This is a genomic window from Paludisphaera rhizosphaerae, from assembly GCF_011065895.1.
In the GTDB taxonomy this organism is placed as follows: Bacteria; Planctomycetota; Planctomycetia; order Isosphaerales; family Isosphaeraceae; genus Paludisphaera; species Paludisphaera rhizosphaerae.
In genome coordinates this window covers 323,717-347,532 of record NZ_JAALCR010000001.1, presented here as the reverse complement: position 1 = coordinate 347,532, position 23,816 = coordinate 323,717, and the positions used below count along the sequence as shown (strand labels likewise).

At 65.2% G+C, this 23,816-nt stretch carries 24 protein-coding genes; 19 read left to right on the top strand and 5 right to left on the bottom strand.

The features are described from left to right. Window position 1: 1 nt before the first annotated feature. The 10 genes from G5C50_RS01485 (at window position 2) to G5C50_RS01440 (ending at window position 5,921) form a co-directional block, all read left to right on the top strand. Window positions 2–1,411 (top strand): hypothetical protein, encoded by a 1,410-nt coding sequence (locus G5C50_RS01485; protein ID WP_165063925.1) that lies wholly within the window; start codon window positions 2–4, stop codon window positions 1,409–1,411. A 53-nt stretch (window positions 1,412–1,464) separates the two neighbouring features. Next, on the top strand, window positions 1,465–3,078 hold the full coding sequence (locus G5C50_RS01480; RefSeq protein ID WP_165063923.1) for a capsid cement protein: 1,614 nt from the start codon (window positions 1,465–1,467) through the stop codon (window positions 3,076–3,078). 74 nt (window positions 3,079–3,152) lie between these two features. Next, window positions 3,153–3,422 (top strand): hypothetical protein, encoded by a 270-nt coding sequence (locus G5C50_RS01475; RefSeq protein WP_165063921.1) that lies wholly within the window; start codon window positions 3,153–3,155, stop codon window positions 3,420–3,422. A gap of 1 nt (window position 3,423) precedes the next feature. Then, window positions 3,424–3,606, top strand: a complete 183-nt coding sequence (locus G5C50_RS01470; protein ID WP_165063919.1) for a lysozyme — start codon at window positions 3,424–3,426, stop codon at window positions 3,604–3,606. Between the two features lie 15 nt (window positions 3,607–3,621). Then, a complete protein-coding gene (locus tag G5C50_RS01465) occupies window positions 3,622–3,918 on the top strand; it encodes a lysozyme (protein WP_165064459.1) in 297 nt (98 codons plus the stop codon). Continuing rightward, entirely contained in the window at window positions 3,915–4,145 is a 231-nt protein-coding gene (locus tag G5C50_RS01460) for a hypothetical protein (RefSeq protein ID WP_165063917.1), read from the top strand. Before G5C50_RS01465 ends, G5C50_RS01460 begins: the two co-directional genes overlap by 4 nt. After that, window positions 4,126–4,464: a hypothetical protein gene (locus G5C50_RS01455; protein WP_165063915.1), complete on the top strand. Its 339-nt coding sequence runs from the start codon at window positions 4,126–4,128 to the stop codon at window positions 4,462–4,464. Before G5C50_RS01460 ends, G5C50_RS01455 begins: the two co-directional genes overlap by 20 nt. Before the next feature lies 1 nt (window position 4,465). Then, window positions 4,466–4,621 carry a hypothetical protein gene (locus G5C50_RS01450; RefSeq protein WP_165063913.1) on the top strand — a complete coding sequence of 52 codons (156 nt, stop codon included), beginning with the start codon at window positions 4,466–4,468 and terminating at the stop codon, window positions 4,619–4,621. A 207-nt stretch (window positions 4,622–4,828) separates the two neighbouring features. Next, the gene (locus G5C50_RS01445) at window positions 4,829–5,116 is read left to right on the top strand and encodes a hypothetical protein (protein WP_165063911.1); all 288 of its coding nucleotides are present in this window, start codon (window positions 4,829–4,831) and stop codon (window positions 5,114–5,116) included. Beyond that, the gene (locus G5C50_RS01440; protein WP_165063910.1) at window positions 5,109–5,921 is read left to right on the top strand and encodes a DNA-methyltransferase; all 813 of its coding nucleotides are present in this window, start codon (window positions 5,109–5,111) and stop codon (window positions 5,919–5,921) included. Before G5C50_RS01445 ends, G5C50_RS01440 begins: the two co-directional genes overlap by 8 nt. Before the next feature lie 45 nt (window positions 5,922–5,966). On the opposite strand, the gene G5C50_RS01435 is transcribed toward G5C50_RS01440, so the two are convergent. Then, entirely contained in the window at window positions 5,967–6,935 is a 969-nt protein-coding gene (locus G5C50_RS01435) for a DUF3800 domain-containing protein (RefSeq protein WP_255487475.1), read from the bottom strand. Window positions 6,936–7,291: 356 nt separating this feature from the next. Between G5C50_RS01435 and G5C50_RS01430 the strand changes: the two genes are divergently transcribed. Continuing rightward, on the top strand, window positions 7,292–7,972 hold the full coding sequence (locus tag G5C50_RS01430) for a hypothetical protein (protein WP_165063905.1): 681 nt from the start codon (window positions 7,292–7,294) through the stop codon (window positions 7,970–7,972). A gap of 973 nt (window positions 7,973–8,945) precedes the next feature. Here the strand turns inward: G5C50_RS01430 and G5C50_RS01425 are convergent. From G5C50_RS01425 to G5C50_RS01410, 4 genes are all read right to left on the bottom strand, one after another. Further along, window positions 8,946–11,435: a patatin-like phospholipase family protein gene (locus G5C50_RS01425; protein ID WP_165063903.1), complete on the bottom strand. Its 2,490-nt coding sequence runs from the start codon at window positions 11,433–11,435 to the stop codon at window positions 8,946–8,948. Between the two features lie 522 nt (window positions 11,436–11,957). Then, window positions 11,958–13,355 carry a carbohydrate porin gene (locus tag G5C50_RS01420; protein WP_165063901.1) on the bottom strand — a complete coding sequence of 466 codons (1,398 nt, stop codon included), beginning with the start codon at window positions 13,353–13,355 and terminating at the stop codon, window positions 11,958–11,960. A gap of 242 nt (window positions 13,356–13,597) precedes the next feature. Then, window positions 13,598–14,305 carry a transporter gene (locus G5C50_RS01415; protein ID WP_165063899.1) on the bottom strand — a complete coding sequence of 236 codons (708 nt, stop codon included), beginning with the start codon at window positions 14,303–14,305 and terminating at the stop codon, window positions 13,598–13,600. A gap of 87 nt (window positions 14,306–14,392) precedes the next feature. Next, a complete protein-coding gene (locus G5C50_RS01410) occupies window positions 14,393–14,743 on the bottom strand; it encodes a hypothetical protein (protein ID WP_165063897.1) in 351 nt (116 codons plus the stop codon). A gap of 395 nt (window positions 14,744–15,138) precedes the next feature. On the opposite strand from G5C50_RS01410, the gene G5C50_RS01405 reads away from it, so the two are divergent. The 8 genes from G5C50_RS01405 (at window position 15,139) to G5C50_RS01370 (ending at window position 23,798) form a co-directional block, all read left to right on the top strand. Further along, window positions 15,139–16,464, top strand: a complete 1,326-nt coding sequence (locus tag G5C50_RS01405) for a formylmethanofuran dehydrogenase subunit B (RefSeq protein WP_165063895.1) — start codon at window positions 15,139–15,141, stop codon at window positions 16,462–16,464. Then, entirely contained in the window at window positions 16,461–18,128 is a 1,668-nt protein-coding gene (locus G5C50_RS01400; RefSeq protein ID WP_165063893.1) for a formylmethanofuran dehydrogenase subunit A, read from the top strand. The genes G5C50_RS01405 and G5C50_RS01400 overlap by 4 nt, the downstream gene beginning before the upstream one ends. Next, a complete protein-coding gene (gene fhcD / locus G5C50_RS01395; protein WP_165063892.1) occupies window positions 18,125–19,021 on the top strand; it encodes a formylmethanofuran--tetrahydromethanopterin N-formyltransferase in 897 nt (298 codons plus the stop codon). The genes G5C50_RS01400 and fhcD overlap by 4 nt, the downstream gene beginning before the upstream one ends. 180 nt (window positions 19,022–19,201) lie before the next feature. Continuing rightward, on the top strand, window positions 19,202–20,191 hold the full coding sequence (locus tag G5C50_RS01390) for an SPFH domain-containing protein (protein ID WP_165063890.1): 990 nt from the start codon (window positions 19,202–19,204) through the stop codon (window positions 20,189–20,191). Between the two features lie 3 nt (window positions 20,192–20,194). Beyond that, complete coding sequence (locus G5C50_RS01385; RefSeq protein WP_165063888.1) at window positions 20,195–21,052, top strand: formylmethanofuran dehydrogenase subunit C; 858 nt, start codon at window positions 20,195–20,197, stop codon at window positions 21,050–21,052. A gap of 10 nt (window positions 21,053–21,062) precedes the next feature. After that, window positions 21,063–22,016, top strand: coding sequence for a methenyltetrahydromethanopterin cyclohydrolase (gene mch, locus G5C50_RS01380; protein WP_165063886.1), 954 nt, complete (start codon window positions 21,063–21,065; stop codon window positions 22,014–22,016). Between the two features lie 10 nt (window positions 22,017–22,026). Beyond that, window positions 22,027–22,914, top strand: coding sequence for an ATP-grasp domain-containing protein (locus G5C50_RS01375; protein WP_165063884.1), 888 nt, complete (start codon window positions 22,027–22,029; stop codon window positions 22,912–22,914). Further along, window positions 22,911–23,798, top strand: a complete 888-nt coding sequence (locus G5C50_RS01370; RefSeq protein WP_165063882.1) for a triphosphoribosyl-dephospho-CoA synthase — start codon at window positions 22,911–22,913, stop codon at window positions 23,796–23,798. The genes G5C50_RS01375 and G5C50_RS01370 overlap by 4 nt, the downstream gene beginning before the upstream one ends. The last annotated feature ends 18 nt before the right edge of the window (window positions 23,799–23,816 follow it).

Below are 23,816 nucleotides of genomic sequence, written 5' to 3'. Positions count from 1 at the left end.
TATGCCCATCATGTACCTGAACGGAATCCAGTACGACACCGACTTGCTGAACGGCTACGGCTACAACGAGATCGTGACCGCCGGGACGGGGGAGCAGCTCCCCCGCCTCTTCGCCATGATGGTCGACCTGCTCGCCGACGCGTCGCGGCTGCGCACGACCACCTCCGCCACGTCGAAGGACGCGGGCCTGTCGGGCCCGCAGGCCTGGGTGCTGGCCGCCGACGTCTCCTTCGCCGTCGGTTCGAGCGTGCGCGTGGCCCGGACGAGCGACCCGGCGAACGTCCACTACGACGGCGTGGTCGTCGCGTACGACCAAGGCACCCGGACGCTGACCTTGCTGGTCAGGGCGGCGGCGGGGTCGGCGACCGGCGTGACCGACTGGACGGTCTCCGTCTCCGGCGCGATCGGGCCGATCGGCCCGGCGGGCAACCGCAACCGACTGGTCAACGGCGCCATGGCGTTCGACCAGCGGAACGTCGGCAACGGCCTGGCCCTGACGAACTCCACCAAGTTCGCCGTCGACCGTTGGTTCGCGATCACGGCCGGCTCGGACATGACCTCGCGGCGCGTGGCGACCGGGGACCTGGACTTCCCGCACGCGGCCCGGCTGCAGCGCACCGTCGCCTCGCTGTCGGCCTCCACCGTCTATCTCGGCCAGGTCGTCGAGTCCGCCAACTGCCGGGACATGGCGGGCCAGCAGGTCACGCTCTCCTTCCACGCCAGCAAGGGCGCCGACTTCTCCGCCGCCGGCTCGGCCCTGACGGTCCAGCTCCTGTCGGGCACCGGGGCCGACCAGGGCGCCGCCTCGCTCAATTCGGGCTCGTGGACCGGGTTCAGCACGGCGGCGATCGACGCGACCGCCGTCCTGACGGGCACGCGCACCCGCTACAGCTTCACCGGGACGATCCCGGCCGGGGCGCAGGAGCTGGCGGTGCGGTTCAACTGGACCCCCGTGGGCACGGCCGGCGCGGCCGACTGCTGCGACGTGACCGGCGTCCAGCTGGAGATCGGCGCGGCCCCCACCCCCTACGAGCGCCGCCACCCGGCGACCGAGCTGGCGCTCTGCCAGCGCTACTTCGAGAAGTCCTTCCCGGTGGAGGTGCTGCCGGCGAGCGGCGGCGGCTCCCACGCGGGCGGCATGATCGCCTCGCAGGTCGTCGGGGCCTCCGCCGACCAGCAGCTGGGGACGGTGCATTTCCGGGTCGCCAAGCGCGCGGCCCCGACCGTCGCGCTCATGAACCCGATCAACGCCAACGCCCAGGTCCGCAACCTCACCGCCACGCTCGACTGCAGCGCCGCCGCGTACATCGCCGGCGAGGGCTCGTTCAACGTCGGCCTGGTCACGCCCGCGGGCAGCTCCGCCGGGCAGACCCTGGCGGTGCACTGGGCGGCGGACGCCGAGCTGACCTGACCCGACCCGACGGGACACGAAACAAACACACACACGCAAGAAGGAGAAACGCCATGAAGAACGCCATCCAGAACGGGAACACGATCACCCTCCCCGCGCCCTACCCGCTCGCCGCCGGCGACGGGCTGCAGGTCGGGGCCCTCTTCGGCGTCGCCAGGGGGGCGGCGCAAAGCGGGGCCGAGGTGGAGGCGGGCATGGTCGGCGTCTACGGCCTCCCCAAGGTCGCGTCGGAGGCCTGGGCCGCGGGCGACCGGATCTACTGGGCCGACGGGGCCAAGAAATGCACGCTCGCGTCGAGCGGCAACGCCCTGATCGGCGTCGCGGTCGCCGCCGCCGCCAACCCCAGCGCCGCGGGCCTGGTGCGGCTCAACGGGACCGCCGGGGCGCAGGCCGCCGCCATGATCGCCGCCGGCAACCGCAACATGGTGCCGTACAGCTACGCCAACACCGGCAACACGAACAACGTCAAGAACAACCGCGTCATGTTCCGCGCGCCGCTTCTCTACGCGGCGAAGGACCTGCTGCTGACCTACGTCAACTGGTACGCCAACCCGCTGGGCGGCGAGAGCACCACGAACCTGCTCCAGTTCAACCTCCGCGCGGCGGTGGAATACCCGCTGGGGACGATGCACCAGGTCACCTTCGGCGGGCAGGTCACGCGGCTGATGGACCTGGGCGACACGGTGGAGTCCGACCCGGTGCCGGTGACGATCACGCCGGGGGAGACCTTCTACGTCCGCACCTGGCGCGAGCACCTGGGGGTCTCCGCCGCCTACAACGAGCTGGTGAACCAGATCGTCACGCCAGGCCACAACGAGGCGGCGATGAGCGGCACCAACAATGCCGACGACCGGACCATGAGCGGCACCATCACCGCCGTGGCCTCGCTGAACCAGGTCTACGGGCCGATGCTCGTGCGCGGGGCCGCGACGGCGGCGGGGGCGAACGTGCTGATCCTCTCCGACTCGATCGGCCGCGGCTCCGGCGACAAGACCGGCACGACCGGCCAGGGCGACTACCTGAACGGCACCAGCCCGACCGCGCCGTATATCAACATCGGCAACGTCGGCTGGATCGAGAGCGGCATCGGCGGCCGCAACGCGCTGCTCAGCCTGGCCGTCCCCTCCAAGATCGCCGCCGCCTACACCGAGGCGCTCGCGCCCAAACAGTTCGCGATCGTGGACAAGGCCCCGCCGACGCACGTCTTCATCTGCATCGGCACCAACGACCTCGCCGCCGCCGCCTCGGCCGCCACGGTCAAGACGCGCATCGAGAACATCATCGCCCTGGCCAAGGCCCGATGGAACGACCCCGTCTGCATCGTCGCCACGATCTTCCCGGTGACGAATTCCACCGACTCCTGGGCGACCACCGCCAACCAGACGTTCACCGGCACGCCTCCGGGCGCCGGCACGCCGCCGCACTGGGCGAACTACACCGACGACACCGGGACATCGGGCCGCAGCTGGCTCAACGACCTGATCCGCGCGGTCGCCCTCGTCGGCCAGGACGGGTACGTGGACGGGTCGATCCAGGTGGAGGACGCGTCCGACGAGCGCAAGTGGCGCGTCGACCTGGGGGCCCCGACGATCGACGCCTTCCACCCGCAGCCGGCCCTGCACCGGCAGGCCGCGACCGCGATCGACGCCGCGGCGCTGTTCGGCTGAGCAACTTTTGATTGAAACCTTACGAGATGCGGTATAGCGTTGCGTAAAGAATCCATATGTATTGGAGCGACGACATGGCGGGGGACGAGCGGCGGGGCGACAAGTGGACCTTCGACAAGCGGATACCGATCATCCCCGCGGTCCTGCTCATCGCCCAGGCGATCGGCTTCGTCGTCTACGCGGCGAAGCTGGAGGGGCGGGTGGTCACGCTGGAGGAGAAGTCGCTGAAGAACGAGCCGCTGATCGAGAAGGTCGTGCGGCTGGACGAGAAGGTCGTGGGCCTCGAAAAACAGGGGGACCGCATCCTGCAGAAACTGGACAAAGTCATCGAGAAAGGACACTGACATGGTTAAGAAGACCGAGAAGACGAACGCGAAGGCCGAGATGAAGCTGAGCCCCGCGGGCCTGGAATTCCTCAAGGCCCGCGAGGGCCTGGAGCTGCACGTCTACCGCGACGCGGCCGGGCACAAGACGGTCGGCTACGGGCACAAGCTCCGCGCCGGCGAGGCCTTCGCCGAGATCACCTAGGACGAGGCCGACGAGCTGCTGCGCATCGACGCGGAGGAATTCGAGGCGGGCGTGGACGAGCTGGTCCAGGTCCCGCTGGCGCAGCATCAGTTCGACGCGCTGGTGAGCTTCGCCTACAACCTCGGCCTGAAGAACCTGGGCGGCTCGACCCTGCTGCAGCGGCTGAACGAGGGCGATTTCGAGGCCGCCGCCGACGAGTTCGAGAAGTGGTGCAACATCACCACGCCCGACGGCCGCAAGGTGCCGCTGCGCGGCCTGAAGCACCGCCGGGCGCTCGAAGCGGACCTCTTCGAGAACGTTGTGTACGCGTGATGCGGTGGGGCGACCTGATCCGCGACCCGAAGGACGGCACGGCCTCGTCGACGAAGCTGTGGACCAACATCGGGTTCGCCGTGCTCAGCGTCGCCTTCCTGCGCCACGCCTGGCTCCACCCGCTCACGTTCGACCTGGTGATGGCCTACGGGGCGATCGTGTGCGCCAACAACATCGGCGTGAAGTGGATCGCGGGGAAGTACGGCCATGACGCCGACGCCCGGTAGCTGGAAGGCCGCCGCCGCGGCCGGGCTGTTCGCCGCCGGGCTGGCGCTCGGCTGGCACGCCAAGGGGGTCAGCGTCCAGGCTGCGCAGGCGAAAGCCCTCCGGGCCCGGATCGCCCATTCGGCCGAACTCGACCAGGCCGCCCTGGAGCGGTCCACGAAACTGGAATTCGACGTCGCCGCCCTCCGGGAGTCCCGCCGGGCCGCCGTCGTCGCGAGGGAGAAGGAAATTGCGAAGCCCGTTTATTCTGCTTGCCCCGTGCCTGCTGACGGCCTGCGGCTCCTCAACGATCGAGTCGCCGCCGCGCCTCCCGCCCGCTAACATGACCGCGCCGTGCCCGGCCCTGAAGCCGCTGGCCGACGGGGCGGACATGGGCGGCCTGCTGCGGTTCGCGACGGACCTGGTGGACGACTACCACGAATGCGCGGCGCGGCACCGGGCGCTGGCCGGCTGGAGTTCGCGGTATGACGCCGAATGACCTTCGCGACCGACTTCGCCCTCTCCCCGGCCCGCCGCGATGCCTCGCCTGGGGAGGTTGAGGCCGCAGCCACGCCGGATCAAGCTGCCAAGACGGTTCCCGCTTCGCGGACCCTCCGTCTTTCGCTTGACCGTCGCGGCGCCGGCGGCCTCGGCCGCTCCCCGCAAGGCCCGGCGGTCGGGCCGCAACAGTAAAAGGACGTCCATCATGCAGAACATCCGCGACCTCAAAGACCTGGCCATCGCAATCATCGAATCCGCGGGGGCCGCCGCCGAAGACGTCGATCCCGGAACGACGCTCCGTCGCCTTCATTCGCTGGCGGACGCCGCCCGGAAAGTCCTGGCGAACCCCGCGGGCGATTCCGATCGGACGCGATCCACCCTCGAACACGTCCGGGCGACGCTCAAGCTGCGGCACATCGACGAAGCGACCGACGACGAGGTGGACGAGGCCCTGCAGATGGCCGACGAGGCGCTCGCGAGGGCGTGTGCATAGCGCCCTCCTCCGTCATGGCGATTGCCGCGAGGTGCTGCCGACGCTCGACGCCGGCAGCGTCGCCCTGGCCGTCACGAGCCCGCCGTACAACTGCGGGAAGGACTACGGCGACGGCGGCGACTCGCTGCCGTGGGACGACTACTGGTCCTTCACGCGCGAATGGCTCGCGCTCCTGCTCCCCGCCCTCGTGGACGGCGGCAGGCTGGCGGTCAACCTGCCCTGGTGGATGGGCAAGAAACCGCGCCGCGACGTCCCTTACGCCTTCAAGGCCGCCGCCCTGGAAGCGGGATACCTCTTCCTCGACAAGATCATCTGGATCAAAGGGGGCGAGGAGAACCTCCACGTCTCCGGCGGATTCGGCGGGGGCGGGTGCGGATGGGGGACCTACATGTCGCCCAGCGGCCCGGTCATCCGCTGCGCCAGCGAGCCGATCCTGGTCTTCAGCAAGGGCGGCCGCGGGCGGAAGATCACGAGCGGGGAGGGCCGAGGCGCCTGCGTCCGCGGCGACATGACGAAGGAGGAGTTCCACGCCTGGACGATGGACGCTTGGTTCGTCCGGGGCTCCGCCGACAAGTCCCACCCGGCCACCTTCCCGGTGGAGATACCGAAGCGGCTGGTAAAGCTCTACACCTTCCCCGGGGAACGGGTGATCGACCCTTTCATGGGCGTCGGCGCGACCGGGTTGGCCTGCGCCGCCGCCGGCCGGGCCTTCATCGGCGTGGAGCGCGATCGAGGATTTTTCGACGAAGCCTCGCGCCGGATCGAAGACGCGGGGAGGCAGGGCAGCCTGTTCGGCGCCGCATGAAGCCAGCCTTGGCTCCGGCACTCCGGGGCTTTTTTATGCGCAACATCATGCCGGCGGAATCGGCGCGGAGTGGCCGCGTTCCTGGCAGACGAGGCAGTTGCACGTGCGCATGGGCACGTAATGCCTCAAGCCGTGGAGCCGCCCGTAGGTGTCCCGGTCGAATCGCTGGAATATCTTCTGGAACTGGCGCTCTTCGTGGGTCCCTTCCCGGACGGCCTTGTCGAAGTAGCGCCTGACGACGTACGCGGCGACGTCCACGATCTGCAGGCCGCCCACCTTCGCGCTGGAGGCGAAGAAGGGGACGTCGATCACGTGGGTCATCTTCCCGAAAGGGTGGCCGTCCGTCCTGAATCTCTTGAACAGCTGCTCGATCGTCGTCTCGGTCGACTCGTCCTGGTCGAGGATGAGGAGGCCGTAGTCGATCGACCGACGCGGGCTCCTCTGGAGCTTCCAGTTGTCCTTCTTCTGCAGGAACGTGTCGAAGCGCGACACGACCTGCGTGAAGGACTCCCTCACCGCATCCGCCCGGCCTTCGACGACCGCCGGATGGGCCTTGCACACGCCCTCGCCGAAGAGGCGGATGTTCTCATGACCGGCGATCAGGTCGACGGCGTCTTCCAGCAGCTGCGAGCGTTCCCGCCGGGATAGGTGGATGAAAGGTTCCGTCCCCGCGTAGCGCAATCGTCGCTCGCGCCGCGCCTCGCGGTCGGTCTCCGCCTCCAGCTTCTGCCTCCGGATGTCCAGGGTCCTGGAGCGCCGCTCGGCGTGGCTGAGGGAATCGAAATCGGGGATCTGCCGCTGTTCCTCGTACGTGACGGCGAATTGCTTGACGTGCAATTCGAACCGATCTAGGTCGTCCGAGGGGAAGCAGTAGCGCCGTTTGAGCGTTTGGAGCCGCTCGTCGAGCCCGAACCACGCCGATTCCGGCATGCACAGCCCGACCAGCACGTAATGCTTGGTGGACACGTCCTGCGGTAGGGGAGTGCCCGAAGCATCCAGGTATAGTAGATACATGGATAAAAAAATGGAGGCCCGGGAGGGGTGTTACCCCATTGTGCCGAAGCACCCCCAGGCCTTAGGAGAGCGACCGATCGCACGGTTTGACCCGAGCTGCGGACGGCGGTTTAACCGCCCGCTCGGCCCTCTGGAGGGAATGATACCTCAAAGGGCCCGTCAGTCAACGTCGCCAAAGTCCAGCCCGGCCAGCACTTACAGCTCTGGGAACTACAGGATTTCACACGACCCTGCAAGATACCCCTGGAGTTATCAGGATTGTTACAGGATAATCTAGGAGTCCGCTCGTCGTCCAGTGACGCAACCCGTGATCCCGAAAATTTTTGCAAAAATTTGGCCCACAAGGCGACTTCCTGGTGAGCACCGAAACGCGGATGAAAACGATCGACCTGGGTGCGGGCGTGGTCGCCTCTTCGCCCAACGACTTGGCGGCCGTCATCCTGGCCGCGAGCGACAAGCAGACGGCGGAGAAGTCGATCGAGGACGCGGAAGGACGCGCCGACTTCCTGATCAGCACCGACGCGCTCAATTATTGGCGCGTCGCCTGGCGTTGCTCGGCGGAGTGGGACATGAAGGCGCTGGACGTGGCGCTGGCGGCGGAGATCAGGGCCGCGGTCTGCGCCTCGCGGGGCTACGACGAAGACGACTTCGACTCGGCGATCCAGGCGACGCGAGGCCGCGCCCGTCTGCCCTTCGGCTGGTCGGCCCTGGACCTGGCTTGGAGGCTCTCGCAGAACGAGCCCATCCGTCTGCTCGACCCGCAGCTTGCGGGGAAGCGGGTCCCGACCGCGATCGCGGGCGTCGCCCGGCAGCTCCAGATCCTGCAGGGGGCGGAGCCGATCCTGCTGCCCATCGACCAGCTCCGGGGCATGCTGGAGCAGCGGAAGATCGTCGTCTCCGGGGCCGTGCAGCGGCTGGCGGAGGCCGGCCTTCTGGAGTACGCGGACAAGTCCTATCACACCGGCAAGGCCCGAGAATTCCGCTTCGTCGGGGTCGAGGGAGAGCATTACGCCGCCGTGGGCGAGGGCGGACGATAGGAAGGGTTGGCGGGGCTCACCCGGCCCGTACCAGGGCGAGGATCGACAGCCTGACTTCCGGCGTCAGGAGGTGCCAGCGGGCCGCGACTTCCGACAGCGCCGCGTCTTTCCGACAGATTTCCGACAGAGGGCAGGCCGAATTTACGCTATTACACATAGTGTAAAGACTTGCGTCGAATTCAGCGCGGGTGCAATTCCCGCCGCCTCCACTTCGCTGTAAACTGCCTTCTGGTGACAGTTTACGACAGAAGACGACGCAAGCCCTGCCTCGGCAGGGCTTTGCTCGTTTATGGACTTCAGGTGCGGCTCCGGCTCGCTGACGGGGGAGCCACCCGCAGCCCCTGAGCGCCGCTGGACTCCCAGCCACTCGACGGTTGAGCATGCGTCGAGTTGGGCAGCCCGCCTGGGCGTTGGCGTGGTCCCTTTGGCGTGGTCCTTGAGGCCGATGTGAGAGTGCTTCATGGTCATCCGCGCGTCGGCGTGGCGGGCAAACGCTTGGGTCTCGACCAAAGTCGCCTCCTTTCCTGAGCGGTCCTGTGATGCGACTGTACTAGGTGGGGCGTGGGAGCTGATCGACCAAATTGAGCCGGCACCGTTACGGTGACGATCACATGGCCGAGAGATAGCCGGTGACCACCACGGCCTTCTCGCCATCGGCGGGGGAACCGGAACGCGCCGCAGTCAGGCCGCTTGTCATCGATCGCCAGGTAGTCGCGGTCGTATCATTGGACCCTCGCAGGCGGCGACCAGCGGTTGCGGAAGACAGACATGCAGCCCAAGAGGGGTCGCCCCCAAGCGCGGCATTGCAACCGGAAGCAGGAGGAGTTGGAGCCGCCGAGAGCGTCTTCGAGTTCGAGTAAGGCCAACGGTCCGGGGTGGCCTTCCCCACGTGAACTCGCCCCGTGGGAGTTGCCGGATGAAATCGGTTCCCTCGGGTGCGTGTGTATACTACCCTGCCTCGGGCCGAGGGGCCTCATTCAACCTTCCATGGCCATCGGCATTCGTACATGTGTCCGTCTCGCGGGGCGACCAGCATCCAGCCGAGCAGGGAGCCGTCAGCCATTCGAAAGTCATAGGTCGGTGTAATCGACTTGACATTGACGGGATTGGCCGGGTCATAGCCGATGACGGAAAAGTTTCGTGAAGGATGCGTCTCCGGAAGTAATACCCACATAGTGGCAACATCCGTCGGGGCTAAAATGGGAAACTCGAGCCTCATTTCGGGATCAATCGGACCGAGGATTGCGGATCCCTCCGTGACCTCGAAGCCGATCGCGAAGTCCTGGCCTTCAGGAACCGAGGAGAGATCGAACTCGATTTCATAGAGGAAGCCGCTCAGGCCGGCGGCCGTGACATGAGGCGCTATTCGGAGGATCGGCTGCAATGCCTTGGCATCGCAGCGGACCAGTACATTGTTGTGAATGCCGAACTGTTGGAGACGAAACTTGTTCGCGGGCTGATTTGATCCAGGTCCGGCTGCAGTTGGGTTCGGTGGGAGGCGACGTACCTGAAGTCGGCGATAGGAGACCACACGACTCGAACCGTCGGCCGTCGTTTCCGGGTTCCAAGAGCGTAAGTCGTAAATGCGAGTGTCGGTGACGAGCCGAAACCCGTTGAAACCGACCGGCGTCAACTCGGCGACATCTTCGGCCTTGAGGGACGTCCATTCGCCTGGAATTGAATTGTTGCGGGCGAGTTGTAATACAAGTTGAAAATCAGGATTGCTGTAGGTGATCGCGTTCACGATCATCTCGGATCGGCTTGCATTCTTGTAGGTGCGATAACCGAAATACGGCAAGCCGACGGTCGCTGCCAGCAAGAGCGGAACGTGGAGGTAGGAGGGCCAATCTCGGATGCTGAAGAGCCGCGAGAATATCTTGCGATTCGACGAAGCCTGGAGAGCCCGCGCCTGCCGAGTGACGAGGCTGGCCGACAATGTCGACGACGATTCAGGCGTCTGACGGATGGGGTCCCAGGGAGGACCGCTGGGAAGGTGTTCGCCGAAGAGATCCGGTCGGGTACGGCACACACTGCGCATGACGCCGTATCCGTGTCGAATCAGCGCGCTGATCTCGAGGTCGCTGAATCGGTCGAGGTCGGTTCGTACACCAGAAACCTGATGTTGGATTTCAGGATGAAGCGCGCACGGGTCGTCCGCCAACTCAACCGTTTTGGTCATGAGGGCGAAGAGGAAATCAGGTTCAGAACCGAAGTGGTCCAGCTCCAATTGCCAAACACGGTCCATGACGATGTCGGTCGAACGAAGGGCGACGCCGAGAAGTCCACCGGCCTTGGTCCGGCGCGACACGGCGAACGGTTTGCCAGCATCGCTGACAATGACCGCATCAAATTTCATGTTGGTCGACTTCAAGAGACGTTTCACACCAGCCGCGCGAAAGGCTGCTTGAACCAGAGCGCGATTCAGCCTCAGATGGTCTCCCATCTCAAGGACACGGTCGCGCTTGGTTAGATTGAGCAAGGCTGCCGCCTGTTCATCTTCCAACGGCAGGTCAAGGAATGCTCTCTCACAATAGAGCTTGTTGTGGACGATAACATTCCAGAGATTCTGCGGCAGATCTTCCGACGAGGTCCGGTGCTGGTCTCGTTGCTCCTCAGACCGAATCCTGGCCAGCCTCCCGAGTCTCCCCAGGGGGCTCTCGGCCTCGGAGTCCACGGCAGCCGTCAAGGCTGTATTGGCGGCTTCCAGGTCGACGAAATCGTCGGCCCGTAATGGCGCATCCTGACCGATCCAGGAGTTCTGGATGTGGCGGAACATGCGGATGCCGAGGTTGTCGTAAACGCCTCCGTCGGTGAACAGGTGGGGAGGGAACCCGCCCTCTTCAAGCCCTACATCGTGGGCAGTTAGTTGCAACGGCGGAAAGAACCCCGGAAATGCAGAAGACGCCGTCACCGCCATGGGGATCGTCGCCAGCGTCGTCGGCATCAGCTCAAAGTTGGTTCCGCCGCCCGCATTTCTCCGCTCGACCAGAAGGCCTGACCGCGTGAATGAACAGAGACAGCCTTCGTTCAGATTGGTGGACAGCATTTGAAGCTGCGGCATCGCGGGGAGTTCGTAGAGACACTTGTCGCCATATAGATGGCGTTCGTATTGCGCCTCCAGCAACCCAGGTCTCGTCCAGCGGCGACTGCGGCCCAGACCGAGTAGCAAGCGAAAGGCGTTCCCCGCCGCGGCCGCCGGGAAGCGTCTGACGATTCGGTTACGGACGTCGAGTCGAATGAAGCGGATCAATTCGCCGGCGGCTTCGTCGAACTCCTCGGCTGAGCCGGTGTATCGCTGCCAGTTCAGCACCAGATGAGCGGCACCGACGCTCCCCCCAGAGACCGACGTGATGTCACTGATCCGAGAGAGAACCCCGGCGTCGCGAAGGAATCGAAGTATGCCAAGATGAAACAGCGTGGCTCGAAATCCCCCGCCTGAAAGCGCAAGTCCAATGCGGCTCATCAAAGCAGCCTCTCGAACGTCGGAACGTTGAATCGCAGGTGTCGATCAATTCAAGTCCCATCAGCTCAAGCCGAAAGCTGGATGGCGAGCAGGGGACGGCGCCAAAATCCAAGAGGGGAGTCACGTCAAGGCGGGACACGCGACGAGCAGTCGGACGGTGGCCCCATTACCTTTTCATGAATCCTCACCCGTCTGAGTCGAGTCTACCACGTGCGGACATTTTCGGGCTTTTCGCCGTGATGTTTGGGCGATCAACCACGCGAACCAGGAGAACCCGCTGTCGCCGAGGGTCGCAAGAGCATTGACCTAAACGAGATACGTCGATGCGACATCGTTCTCCGTCCGGATGATGGCTAGGCCCTGGGCCAGGCCGGTCTCCGGGGGTCTCACGTCTGGCAGGGCAAAGGTCATCCCGCCGGCAGGGGGGCGAGAACAAATGGAGGAGGAGGCGGACCGCACGCCGCGGAGGAGGATTGATGGCCTGCGGCACGGACGGTCGAGGCAGAGCTTATCGAAGCCGCATCAGAACAGAATCTGAAGACGGATTCCCGGGATAATCACGGTGTCATACTGGACAGTGCTCGGACGTGCGATCTGGAGATCGACAGTGAACCGAGCCCACGGCGTGAGAGCGGCGTTGTAGAAGAGTTCGCCGCCGTACTCATCCCCCTGAGGCAGGAACGGTCGGGACAGGGTCTTGAAGTTGTTGCTCAATCCCAGATGGAAGTATCCGACTCCGAATGTGTCGAGTGTTCGTCCGGGAATTATGCTTCTGCCGCCGATGCCGCCGTTTGCCACGAATTTGATCGGATTCGGGTTTCCGTCTGAGATCCCAAACTGACCGAAGACGCCCCAGGTTCGCGACTCGTCCTGCTCGTCCACCCAGAGGGCCTGGTAGAAGTTGGTGTAGAGCGACCAGGACCCCGTTTCTTTCGGTGAAAAGCGCTCGTCGAAAATCAATTGCGGCGGAAGGCTTAAATAGGAAGCCGGATCGAAGGACCTGTACTGGGCGCTGCTCCAGGTTCCGCCGAAGTTGAGCTTTCCTGGCCGGCCGAGGGGCTTGCCCTGGAGCATCAGATTTGGCACCAACACCACGCCGCGAGCGAAGAAGTTTCCGCCCCACGTCGCCGCCCGCTCTTCAGGATCGAAGACTGAAAGCGAGAGCCATGGCTGGCCCTCGCGGAGGAAAGCAAATCCGGTTCCAATGGTGGAATAGGGGACGGTTCTTGCGACGATCGGATTGAATACCAGCGAGGTATTCAAGAATCCTTCCAGGCCAGGCCGGTTGGTCCCAAGCCCTGGCGAGTATCGGAACCCGTACTCATCCAGACTGTTGATCTTTCCGAAGTAAAGGGCCAGGTTCTGGCCGATCATCTGCGTGAACTTCAAACCCGTGATCGACGTGATATTCGTGTTCGCTTTCGGGAAGTTCATCGGCAGGTTCGATGGGGCGAGCAACCCATCGATATTGTTCACGTCGCTCCCGTACCGGGTCTCGGCGTGGAGAGTCGTGAAGAACCCCGGCCAGACGTTGAGCTTGCCGGCGTCAAGGTTGAAGAGATAGTCGATCTTTCCGCCATACCGGAATTTCTGAGTCTGACCTCCGCTCGCCACCCCCTGGTAGAACTGAGTGTCGAACAGATCGAAAGTCAGACCGCTTTCGGCGAGGGCGGATCGGGCCCCCCACCAATCGCCGGTCAGCCGATAGCGGGTCATCAGATCGCCCGCGTAGGGATTTGGGGCGGCCGGAGCCGCCGGAACCGAGCCGGCCGTCGACCCGGCGGCGGCTTCAGGAGCATCCGCGCCGGTCGCGGGGTCCTCGAAGAGCATCGCCGGCGCTTCCTGGGCGACCGTCTGCTTCTCGACGATCCAGCTCGCGAGAGCAAGGAGGATCGCCGCGATCCTGCGCCGGTTGGACATATGCTCCCTCCAAGCTTACGACTGGCAACACCGAACCTTCGGGCCGACCCCGCACGACGTAGGTATCGGTTATGGGGGCGGCCGGGATAAAATCGGATCTACCGAATCGTTCCGATTCTTCCGGAGAGACGTCGAAGTCGACTCGGAAAAGCGCTGCGCCTCCGGAGTCTGATCATCAATGGGGGCTCTGAGGGTTGTGTCGCGGGATGTTTCATGCCCCCTCGTCGGCAGGCCCCGCCGAATTAGAATACTTTTAGAATCGCCGTCTGCATCTGGTAGACGAAGGGGGTGGGCCCGACGACAGGCACCTCCCAGTAATTCAGGAAGTACCAGTCCTTCGCGATCTGGAACCGAGTTCCGGGGCCCACCCCGAAGTAGGTCCCTTGCTGGCTGTCCTCGAACGGGACGACGATATTGGCGTTCACGTAAAACACCAGATCGCCAAACGGCACGTCGTGAGGTCGGAAATAGCGGCCGATCGCAACGTCTGCGAAGTACGCAGTTTGTAGGGGGGATTCGCCGAAGAGGGGATTTCCACCGGGCGTGATCCCGGTGACCGGCCGCTGGTCGTTCTTGTTCAGCGGGATGTTCACGCCGGTCCCACCTCGGACGACCCAGGGACCCCCAGGGTTGTACCAGAAGGAGTACCTCGGGAAGATCGACATCTGTCTTCCGCCGGTGTCGGGATGGCCGGTTGGATTCACCACCGCGAGATTGAACGTGTCCGTGAAAGCCTCGGACTCTCTAAGGAGGAACCTCGCGGTCACGGCGAGATCACCGAAGTCCAACCGATAGCCGCGCTTTGTGTCCGTGGTCCCATTCGCGACCACGAACGGCACGTTGAAGGAGAGCTCGAACCGGCGGCTGAATGGGAGGAAGACGACGTACGTACCCGTGTAAGCACTCCCCCCATACGGCTTCGAGAGACTATTCGAGTAGCCGAAATTCACGAGCCAGAGTCGATAGAACACGCCTTCGAAGGAGCCTAACCACCCGTGGCGAGGTGTGAGACCGTCCTGTCCGTCCGGGCCCCCGGCCTAGGGCTCGAGCCAGCCCTCGCTGAAGAAGGTTCCAAGACGGAGCGGGTGCCAACTCCCCTGAGCGTAGGCGTCGCCAAGGAGCGACTCTGCGATCGTGTCGAAGAAACCCATCTCGACCCGAGGCCCGTAAGTGGCGGTCGTTCCTGCAGGGCTATTAGAAGGTTGCTGCATCCTGGGATCGATAAACGCAGGCGTGGACGAGAGGTCCCCCGCCAGGCTTGAGAAATCTCCCACGGCGGGAGCAACTTCGGCTTCCTGGGCAGCCACCTGGTGCATATTCGAGCCGGCTGCGCCGCCCCATAGCGTGCCTAAGAGGATGAGAACCTTGGTGTATGCGTTCCGGCTCATTGTGCACCTTCCTGTCGGCACAGCTTATGTCGATGGGATCGGAGCGCCCTTCGGGGCGGAATTGGGCGGGTCGAGTCGACGCATCCTGCGTCTTCAATGGCCTTGATTTCGGATGAGCTGCCGTCCGACTTCTTTGAGACTTGGCTGGACTTCGAGAGCGAGGTAGGGATTCCAGCGGTCATCGAGACTGAGCAAGATGCGCCGAGTTTGCTGATTGGACCTGCGTCTCGCTCTTCGTCGAGGTCGAAGCCGGTGTATGCGAACCTTGAGGCTCCTTCAACGCCCTCAGGCGATGGAGACGATCGCGAGGGCATGGTATGTTCGGGCGTATGGCAGCACAGCCGATCGGTCGGGCTTCGATTGAGGAAAACCTGCTCGCGGATGACGATTCGCCCATGACGTTGAAGGACGAGATTGATCTCGCTTCGGCCGAAGCGCCTTTCACCTGCACCCTCTGCGGATGTCTTTGCGACGACATCTTGCTGGAGGTGGAGTCCGGTCGCGTCGTCGAAGCTCGTAACGCCTGCGACATGGCGCGTCCAATCTTGATCGGCGTGCCGACGATTCCCGAGGACTCAGCGTCGCCCCGAAGGAAGGGAAGGGACGTCACGATCGAGGAGGCTGTCAGCGAGTGCGCGCGAATCCTCGGGGAGTCCCAAGCCCCAGTGATTGTGGGTCTGGAGCGGTCGACGAACGAGACCGTCCGGAAGGTCGTCGGCTTGGCGGACCGGCTCGGCGCGACGCTTGAGATCGGTGAAGCCTCTGCAGCCTGGGCGCGAATCACAGCAATGCAGCGCGTGGGGGCGGTCGGGGCGACGCTCGGGGAAGTGAAGGCGCGGGCGGACGTCATCGTCTTTTGGGCTTGTGACCCGGCGACCACTCATCCGCGTCATTTCGAGCGTTACTCGATCGACGCCGTGGGACGTTTCGTCCCCGGAGGCCGAGAATCGCGTCGCGTCATCGTATTCGACGTGGATGAGACGCCGACAGCGCGACTCGCCGATCACTTCGTGAGGATCGAGCGAGGACGGGAGTTGAACCTTCTGAACGTCCTGAGAGCCCTCGTACGAGGTTGTGAACTGGAGCCGGATCGTGTTGAAGAGGCGACCGGCCATCGCATCGACGACCTTCAGACTCTCGTGAAGGTGTTGCGGGGCGCTCGCTACGGGGCCTGGTTCTACGGGGCGTTCGCGGGGCGGGCGGGCGCGGAAGGAGCCGAGGGGCGGCATCACGCGGTGACGGCCCTGGTTCGTGAACTCGCCCGCGGAACGAGGTTCGTCGCCCTTGGACTCGGCGAACCGGGCAATTCGCATGGGGCGGAAGGGGTGCTGGGCTGGCAGTCGGGATTCACTCCGGGGGTCGATTTCGCGGCAGGGTTTCCTGAATCGTTGCCAGGCGAGACTTCGGCTGCGGGACGGCTCGCCACGGGGGAGTTCGACGCCGCTCTGGTGCTCGGCGAAGTGCCCGAGCCGTCTCATGACGCGCTTGAATCTCGCCCCTGGATCTTCATCGGCTCTCCCAGGAGTCAGGCGTTCGACCGGGCCGACGTCGCCCTTCCGGCGGGTACCGCGGGCGTCGACGACTCGGGGACGTTCACCAGAGTCGATGGTGTCGTATTGCCCGTCCGGGCGTTCCGGCCGCGATCTTCGCCTGGCGCGCAGGAATGGCTTGACCGAATCGAGCGGGCCGTCGCCGCGTCGAAGGCGGGGGCAAGCCAATGAGCACTCTGAAGATCGCTGGAGGTCGAATCATCGACCCCAGGAACAGGGCGGACGACGTCGTGGGCGACGTCTGGATCCAGGATGGTCGGATCGTAGCGCCGCCGACCGATGCTGACGCCAGGGCGGACCGGACGATCGACGCCCGCGGCTGCATCGTGATGCCGGGCGGCGTGGACGTCCATTCGCACGTCGCTGGCTCGAAGGTGAACGCCGCGCGGATCATGCGGCCCGAGGAGCGTCGAGGCGAGGATCGGGTGATGCGACGGTGGCGGGACTTCCGCTCCGGGACGATCGGCAGCGTCCCGAGTTCGTTCACGACCGGCTACCTCTACGCAGGGCTCGGATACACGACGGCGGTCGACGCAGCGATCCCTCCCCTGGGAGCGCGGCAGGCCCACGCCGAGTTCGCCGACGTACCGCTCATCGACAAGGCGATGCTCGTCCTGATGGGGAACAACCACCTGATCCTCGACGCCGTCCGAGAACGCGATCCCGAACGCGTTCGCCGAACGGTCGCCTGGCTGCTGGACTCCGCCAAGGGGTTCGGTGTGAAGGCCGTGAATCCAGGCGGCGTCGAGCAATGGAAGCTGGGAGGCTCGCGCATCGCCCAGTGGGACGACTGCGTCGACCATTTCGAAGTAACTCCGCGTGACGTCGTCGTCGCGCTCGCTGATGCCGTCGACACGCTCGGGCTGCCGCATCCGCTCCATTTCCATGGCCTGAATCTGGGTCTCCCCGGCAACTGGGAACAGACCCTGGAGGGCATGCAGGCCCTCGACGGTCGACGAGTCCATATGGCCCACATTCAGTTCCACAGTTACGGCGGAACCCCGGACAGGCCGGCGGACTTCGGCTCGGAAGTGGGGCCGCTGGCGGGGTACGTCAACGCTCACGAGGGAATCACCGTGGACGTCGGCCAGGTGATGTTCGGTGAGACGACCAGCATGACGGCCGATGGCCCGACCGGCCACTATCTGGCGAACCTCCTGGGTCGCAAGTGGTACAACCACGACGTCGAACAGGAGGACGGCTGCGGCGTTTCGCCCATCGTCTACGAGGATCGCAACTTCATCCACGCCCTTCAGTGGGCGATCGGACTGGAGTGGTTCCTGCGCGTCGACGACCCGTGGAAGGTCGCGATGTCGACCGACCATCCCAACGGCGCCTCCTTTCGCGCCTACCCCGATGTCGTCGCCCTGCTGATGAGCAAGAATCTTCGCGATGAGGTCATGGCCCGGCTTCCCGAGAAGGTTCGCTCGCGGACCTCGCTCGGCGACCTTTCACGCGAGTACACGCTGCGAGAGATCGCCGTCGTCACCCGCGCCGGTCCGGCGCGGATCCTGGGGCTCGACCGCAAGGGGCATCTCGGTCCTGGGGCCGATGGAGACGTGACGATCTACATGCCCGACGACGACCGGCGACGGATGTTCGCCTTCCCCCGCTGGGTGGTGAAGGGGGGAGAGATCATCGTCGAGGTCGGCGAGCTTCGGTCGGCGCCGGGAGGCGTCACGCTGTTCACCGAGTTGGATGTCTCCCCTGAATCGCGGCGTGAATTATCGGCGAGGCTCGCGGAAGGGGCGTCGTTCCATCCAGCGAACTTTGGGCTGAGGTTCGACGATCTTGCAAGCCCGACGCCCGTCGCACGGGTGGGGGCTCGGCCATGATCCTTGACGGTGTGACGATCGTGGATACCTTCGCCGAGGCCTTTCCGATGACCGCGGCGCGGCTCGTCGTGACGGCCGACTCGACCCGATGGGCCGAGATCGCCGGCCGAACGGTCTCGGGCTATGCCACGAGCGTCATCGGCTGCGATGCCGAGGTGGCCGTCGAGCGCCGGCTTTCCACCAGCGAGACCCCCGACGGCCGGCCGGGGGTCTCGCTGCTGGCGTTCGCTTTCAGTCGCGAGGCTCTGGAGAAGGCGCTCGTGAATCGGGTCGGTCAGTGCGTCATGACCTGCCCAACGACCGCCTGCTACAACGGCCTGACCGCGGGTGAGAAGACGGTGATCGTCGGCGGCCGGCTGCGATACTTCGGCGACGGCTGGCAGATCTCCAAACGTCTCGCGGGACGTCGCTACTGGCGGATCCCCGTGATGGACGGCGAGTTCGTCTGCGAGGAGGTCTTCGGCACGACCAAGGGCGTGGCCGGCGGCAACATCATCATGATGGGGACGGACCCAGCCGGCGTGCTGGCCGCCGCCGAGGAGGCCGCCGCCGTGATGCGGACGATCGAAGGCGTAATCCTTCCTTTTCCGGGGGGCATCGCTCGATCGGGCTCTAAGGTGGGAAGCAAGTACAAGGCGCTCCGCGCGAGCACCAACACGGCCTTCGCGCCAAGCCTCCGGGGCCTCGTCCCGACCGAATTGCCGGCGGACGTCCGTTGCGCTTACGAGATCGTGATTGACGGGCTCACGCTGGAGGCCGTCGAACGGGCCACGGCGGAGGGCGTCCGGGCCGCCGTCCGGGGCGATCGGGGACTTGTGGCGATCACCTCGGGCAATTACGGGGGCAAGCTCGGCCCCTTCCACATTCGGCTGCACGACGTCCTGAACTCGTGAAGCCGGTCGAAATCGGCGGAATCGGGAGTCGGTTTCCGGTAAGAAAGGAGTGAACCAGGCGAATAGACGCGTGCCATGGATTATGGTGTTCATGGCTGAAAGGGAAGAGGAGGCGACCGCCGCACAGGCGTCGCAACCTTAGGCTTCTCAAAGAAATGCATCGAGGGAAAGGGTGGTCCCATGGAGTACGTACTCGCCGTTGCGATTCTGCTGTTCTTCGGGTTCATCCTGTTCCTGATCTTCGGCCCGTGCTTCACCGTCCAGCAACAGTCGGCCGCCATCGTACAACGGTTCGGCCGATTCACGCGGGTCGGTCTGCCCGGGCTGAACTTCAAGCTGCCGATCGTCGAGACGGTCGCGGGAAGGATCAACCTGCGAGTGCAGCAGCTCGACGTCCGCGTCGAAACCAAGACCGAGGACAACGTCTTCGTGCATGTCGTCGTCTCGGTCCAGTATTCCGTGCTGCCGGACAAGGTCTACGACGCTTACTACAAGCTGTCGGACCCGCACACCCAGATGTCGGCGTTCGTCTTCGACGTCGTCCGGGCCAGGGTCCCGCGACTCAAACTCGACGACGTGTTCGAGAAGAAGGACGAGATCGCCGACGCCGTGAAAAACGAACTGGCTCACGTCATGTATGACTTCGGCTACGGGATCGTGAAGGCCCTGGTGACCGACATCGAGCCCGACCGCAAGGTCAAGGATGCGATGAACGAGATCAACGCGGCCCAGCGGCTGCGGATCGCCGCGACCGAGAAAGGCGAAGCCGACCGGATCCTCAAGGTCAAGGCCGCCGAGGCCGAGGCCCAGAGCAAGGCCCTCCAGGGACGTGGCATCGCCGATCAGCGTCGGGCGATCGTCGAGGGCCTGCGGGAGTCGGTCGACGAGTTCCAGAAGAGCGTCCCCGGCACCAGCGCTCAGGACGTCATGAACCTCGTGCTCATGACCCAGTACTTCGACACGCTCAAGGAGATCGGGGCGACCTCGCGGAGCAACACGATCCTCATCCCTCACACTCCTGGAAACCTGAACGAGCTCTCTACCCAGATGCGTGACGCGATGATCAGCGCCGATCTCGTCACCCACGAGGCTCGATCGCGATCCATGCAGGAAGTGAACGGAGACGAGGTCGTCCATCCCTCGGCGAAACGCCACGGCCACGAGTCTTGAATCATGCCGCTGAAGTTGCGATGGCGGGCGTCGACCGGCCTCCCGGTCGACGGCTCGCCGCTCAAGCCCGAAACCTTCCGCGGGCGGACGTCGACCGACGCCGCCCGCATCGCTTTGCGCGTCGGCAATACAACGGTCGAACTGGGCGACCTGTTCGAACTCGAGGGCGACCCCGGCGACGATCGGCTGGTCGTGGAAGGCGATCTGAGCAACGTCTCGGCGATCGGCCGAGGAATGTCAGGCGGAACCTTATCGGTTCGGGGCGATGTGGGCTACCGATTCGCGGCCGAGATGTCCGGCGGTCTGGCCGAGCTTGATGGAGCCTGCCGCGACTGGGCTGGGGCCGAGATGAGCGGCGGAGTTCTCCGAATTCGGGGTCGTGTCGGAGACGGTCTGGGTGCGGCCTATCCCGGAAGCCGAAGGGGGATGCGGGAGGGGTTGATCCTCGTCGAAGGCGATGCGGGGCGCGACGTCGGCTTGATGATGCGGCGGGGGGTGATCGCCGTCCGCGGTCGAGTCGGCGGCGGCCTGGGGAGGAGCATGATCGCCGGAACCATCTTCGCCTGTGGTCAGGTCGGAGAATCGCCGGGCTTCGGCATGAAGCGGGGGACGCTGGTGCTTCTGGGGGTCGAGACCAGTGCAGCGTCGCTGGTCCCGCCGACGTTCGTCTCGGCGGGCGGCTTCGCCTTTCCCTATCTGGTCGCCTACCAGACTTACCTTGCGGAGCACGGCTTCGATCTCCCCTCGTCCATGTCGTCGGCGTCGTTCGATCGCTACAATGGCGACCTGGCGATCGGCGGCCAGGGTGAGATCCTGACGCCGACGCCTCGGCCTGTCCTGAAAGTCGTCCCGCCCGCGTGAGACCCTCCCGATGCTCCCCCTCAACCTCAACGCCCGCGCCGCGAAGATCGTCGAGACGATGAGGGCCGGCGCCGACGAGCGCCGGATCGCCGCCCACGAGATCGACGGCGGCGGTCTCTTCATCGATTGCGGGATCAAGAGCCAGGGTGGACTTCAGGCTGGACTCGACCTGGCGCGGGTCTGCCTTGGCGGCCTGGCGGACGTCTCAATCGTCATGGGTGAGGCCGCCGGCCGCGCCACGCCGGTGGTCCAGATTTGGACCGACCACCCCGTCCACGCCTGCCTGGCGAGCCAGTACGCCGGTTGGGCTCTGTCAGAGGGGAAGTTCTTCGCGATGGGCTCCGGCCCGATGCGAGCCGTGCGCGCAGGCGAGCCGATCTTCGAGACGATCGGTTGCCGCGAGCTTTCCGACACGATCGTGGGCGTGCTGGAGACGCGAAAGGCCCCGCCGCCCGAGATCGTGGCGAAGATCGCCAAGGAGTGCGGCGTCGAACCCTATAACGTGACGCTCCTGGCCGCACCAACGGCGAGCCTCGCGGGTGGACTCCAGATCGTCGCCCGCTCGATCGAGACGGCTCTGCACAAGCTGGCGGAGTTGAGGTTCGACCTGTCGCGGGTCGTCTCGGCCCAGGGGTCGGCCCCCATGCCGCCCGTCGCCCGCGACGATCTGGCGGCCATCGGCCGGACGAATGACGCCATCCTTTACGGGGCTCGCGTCATCCTTCACGTCACCGGCGACGACGAGTCGCTCCAGAGCGTTGGGCCTGGCGTCCCCTCGTCAGCCTCGCGGGACTTCGGCGAACCGTTCGCCGCGATCTTCGCCCGCTACAACAACGATTTCTACGCCGTGGATCCGCACCTCTTCAGTCCGGCCGAGGTCGTCTTCCAGAACATTCAGACGGGACGCACGCAGGTCTTCGGGGCTCCGAAGCCCGAGATCGTCGCGCAATCGTTCTGGGGCTGATCGACGCCCCATGCCTACCTTTGCAGCCCTGGTCTCCGGTTACGGTTGGCACGTCGAGGACCTGCTACGGGCAGCGGATGCGCAGCGCGTCCAACTGCGTGCGCTGCCGTTCGCGGACGTCAATGCGTCGATCGGTTTCGCCGGGTCTGCGGTCAAGGCGGGAGGGATCTGTCTCGACGACATGGACGGCGTGCTGGTTCGAATGATGCCGCCGGGGACGCTGGAGCAGGTCGTCTTTCGCATGGACGCGCTTCACCGATTGACGGCGGCAGGCGTACCCGTCTGGAACCCTCCGCGAGCCGTCGAGGCGGCCGTCGACAAGTACCTTACTCTCAGCCTGCTGGAGAGGCGCGGGCTTCCGGTCCCCGCAACGTGGGTCGGCCAGACGGCGGAGGAGGCGATCGCGGCCTTCGAGGCCCTCGGCGGCGACGTCGTGGTCAAGCCTCTCTTCGGCTCGGAAGGGCGGGGACTGATGCGCGTTGAGCATCGCGAAATGGCCTGGCGATGCTTCCATACGATCGAACGGATGGGTGCGGCGATCTACCTCCAGCGCTGGATCCGACACCCCGGCCACGATCTTCGCTTATTCGTGCTGAAGGGCCGAGTTTTGGCCGCCATGCGGCGGACCGCCTGCGACGGCGAGTGGCGCACGAACGTCGCGATCGGCGGACGAGCCGAAGCGTGGGAGCCCGACGCCGAGGCGTCGCAGTTGGCCGTCGTCGCCGCCGAGGCTGTCGGAGCGGTCTTCGCCGGCGTGGACCTGATTGAGGACGTGGACGCGGGAACGCGGCTTCTGATCGAGGTCAACGCCGTTCCAGGCTGGCGCGCCCTGGCCGGGGCTACGGGGATCGACGTGGCCGCCGAAATCCTGGCTGCACTTCGCGAGGCCGCCCGATGAACGACCTGTCGCCCGGCATGATGGCGCAGACGGCCTGCCTCCTGGAGGTCTCGGCCCGGAAGCCGGGGAACGTCCATCGCGACGCCGACTTCCGGGATCTCGACCATCTCGACTTTCTCCTCGCCGCCTCCGCGATCGCGGCCCCGCTCGACCGCGCCCGATCGGAGGGGATAGGCGCGGCTGTTCTCGGTGCGGTGAAGGCAACGAGGCACCTCGTGGCCACGAACGCGAACCTCGGGATGATTCTCCTTCTCGCCCCCATGGCCGCAGTCCCCGCCGAGGAAGAGCTGGCCGCTGGACTCCCACGCGTTCTCGCCGCGACGACGATCGACGACGCCCGCCTCGTTTACGAGGCGATTCGGCTGGCGAACCCGGGGGGGCTCGGGCGGTCGGACGACCAGGATGTCGCCGATGAACCAACGGTCACGCTGCTCGACGCGATGCGGATCGCAGCCGACCGCGACGCCATCGCCAGGCAGTATTCGAACGGCTATCAGGAAATCCTGGGAGAGGGTTTGCCGACCCTCCGTCGCCATCTGGGGGCTGAGCGACCACTCGAAACGGCGATCATCGGCGCGTACCTCGAATTGCTCTCAACCTATCCCGACACTCTGATCGCTCGAAAGCTGGGCCGAGTCGCGGCCGACGAGGCTTCGGCGCGAGCGCGCAGCGTCCTTGCCTCCGGCTGGCCGGAGGGAGAGCGATCCTTCGCCGCCTTGCAGGATCTCGATGACTGGTTGCGGTCGGACGGCCACCGTCGCAATCCGGGAGCAACGGCCGACCTGACGGCGGCGGTCTTGTTCGCCGCCCTCCGCGACGGGACAATCAAGCTTCCGCGTGCCGCCGGCTCGTCCTTCTGGGCGGTCGGGCCTGCCGCCTCATAATCGAGTTCGAGGAAGCCG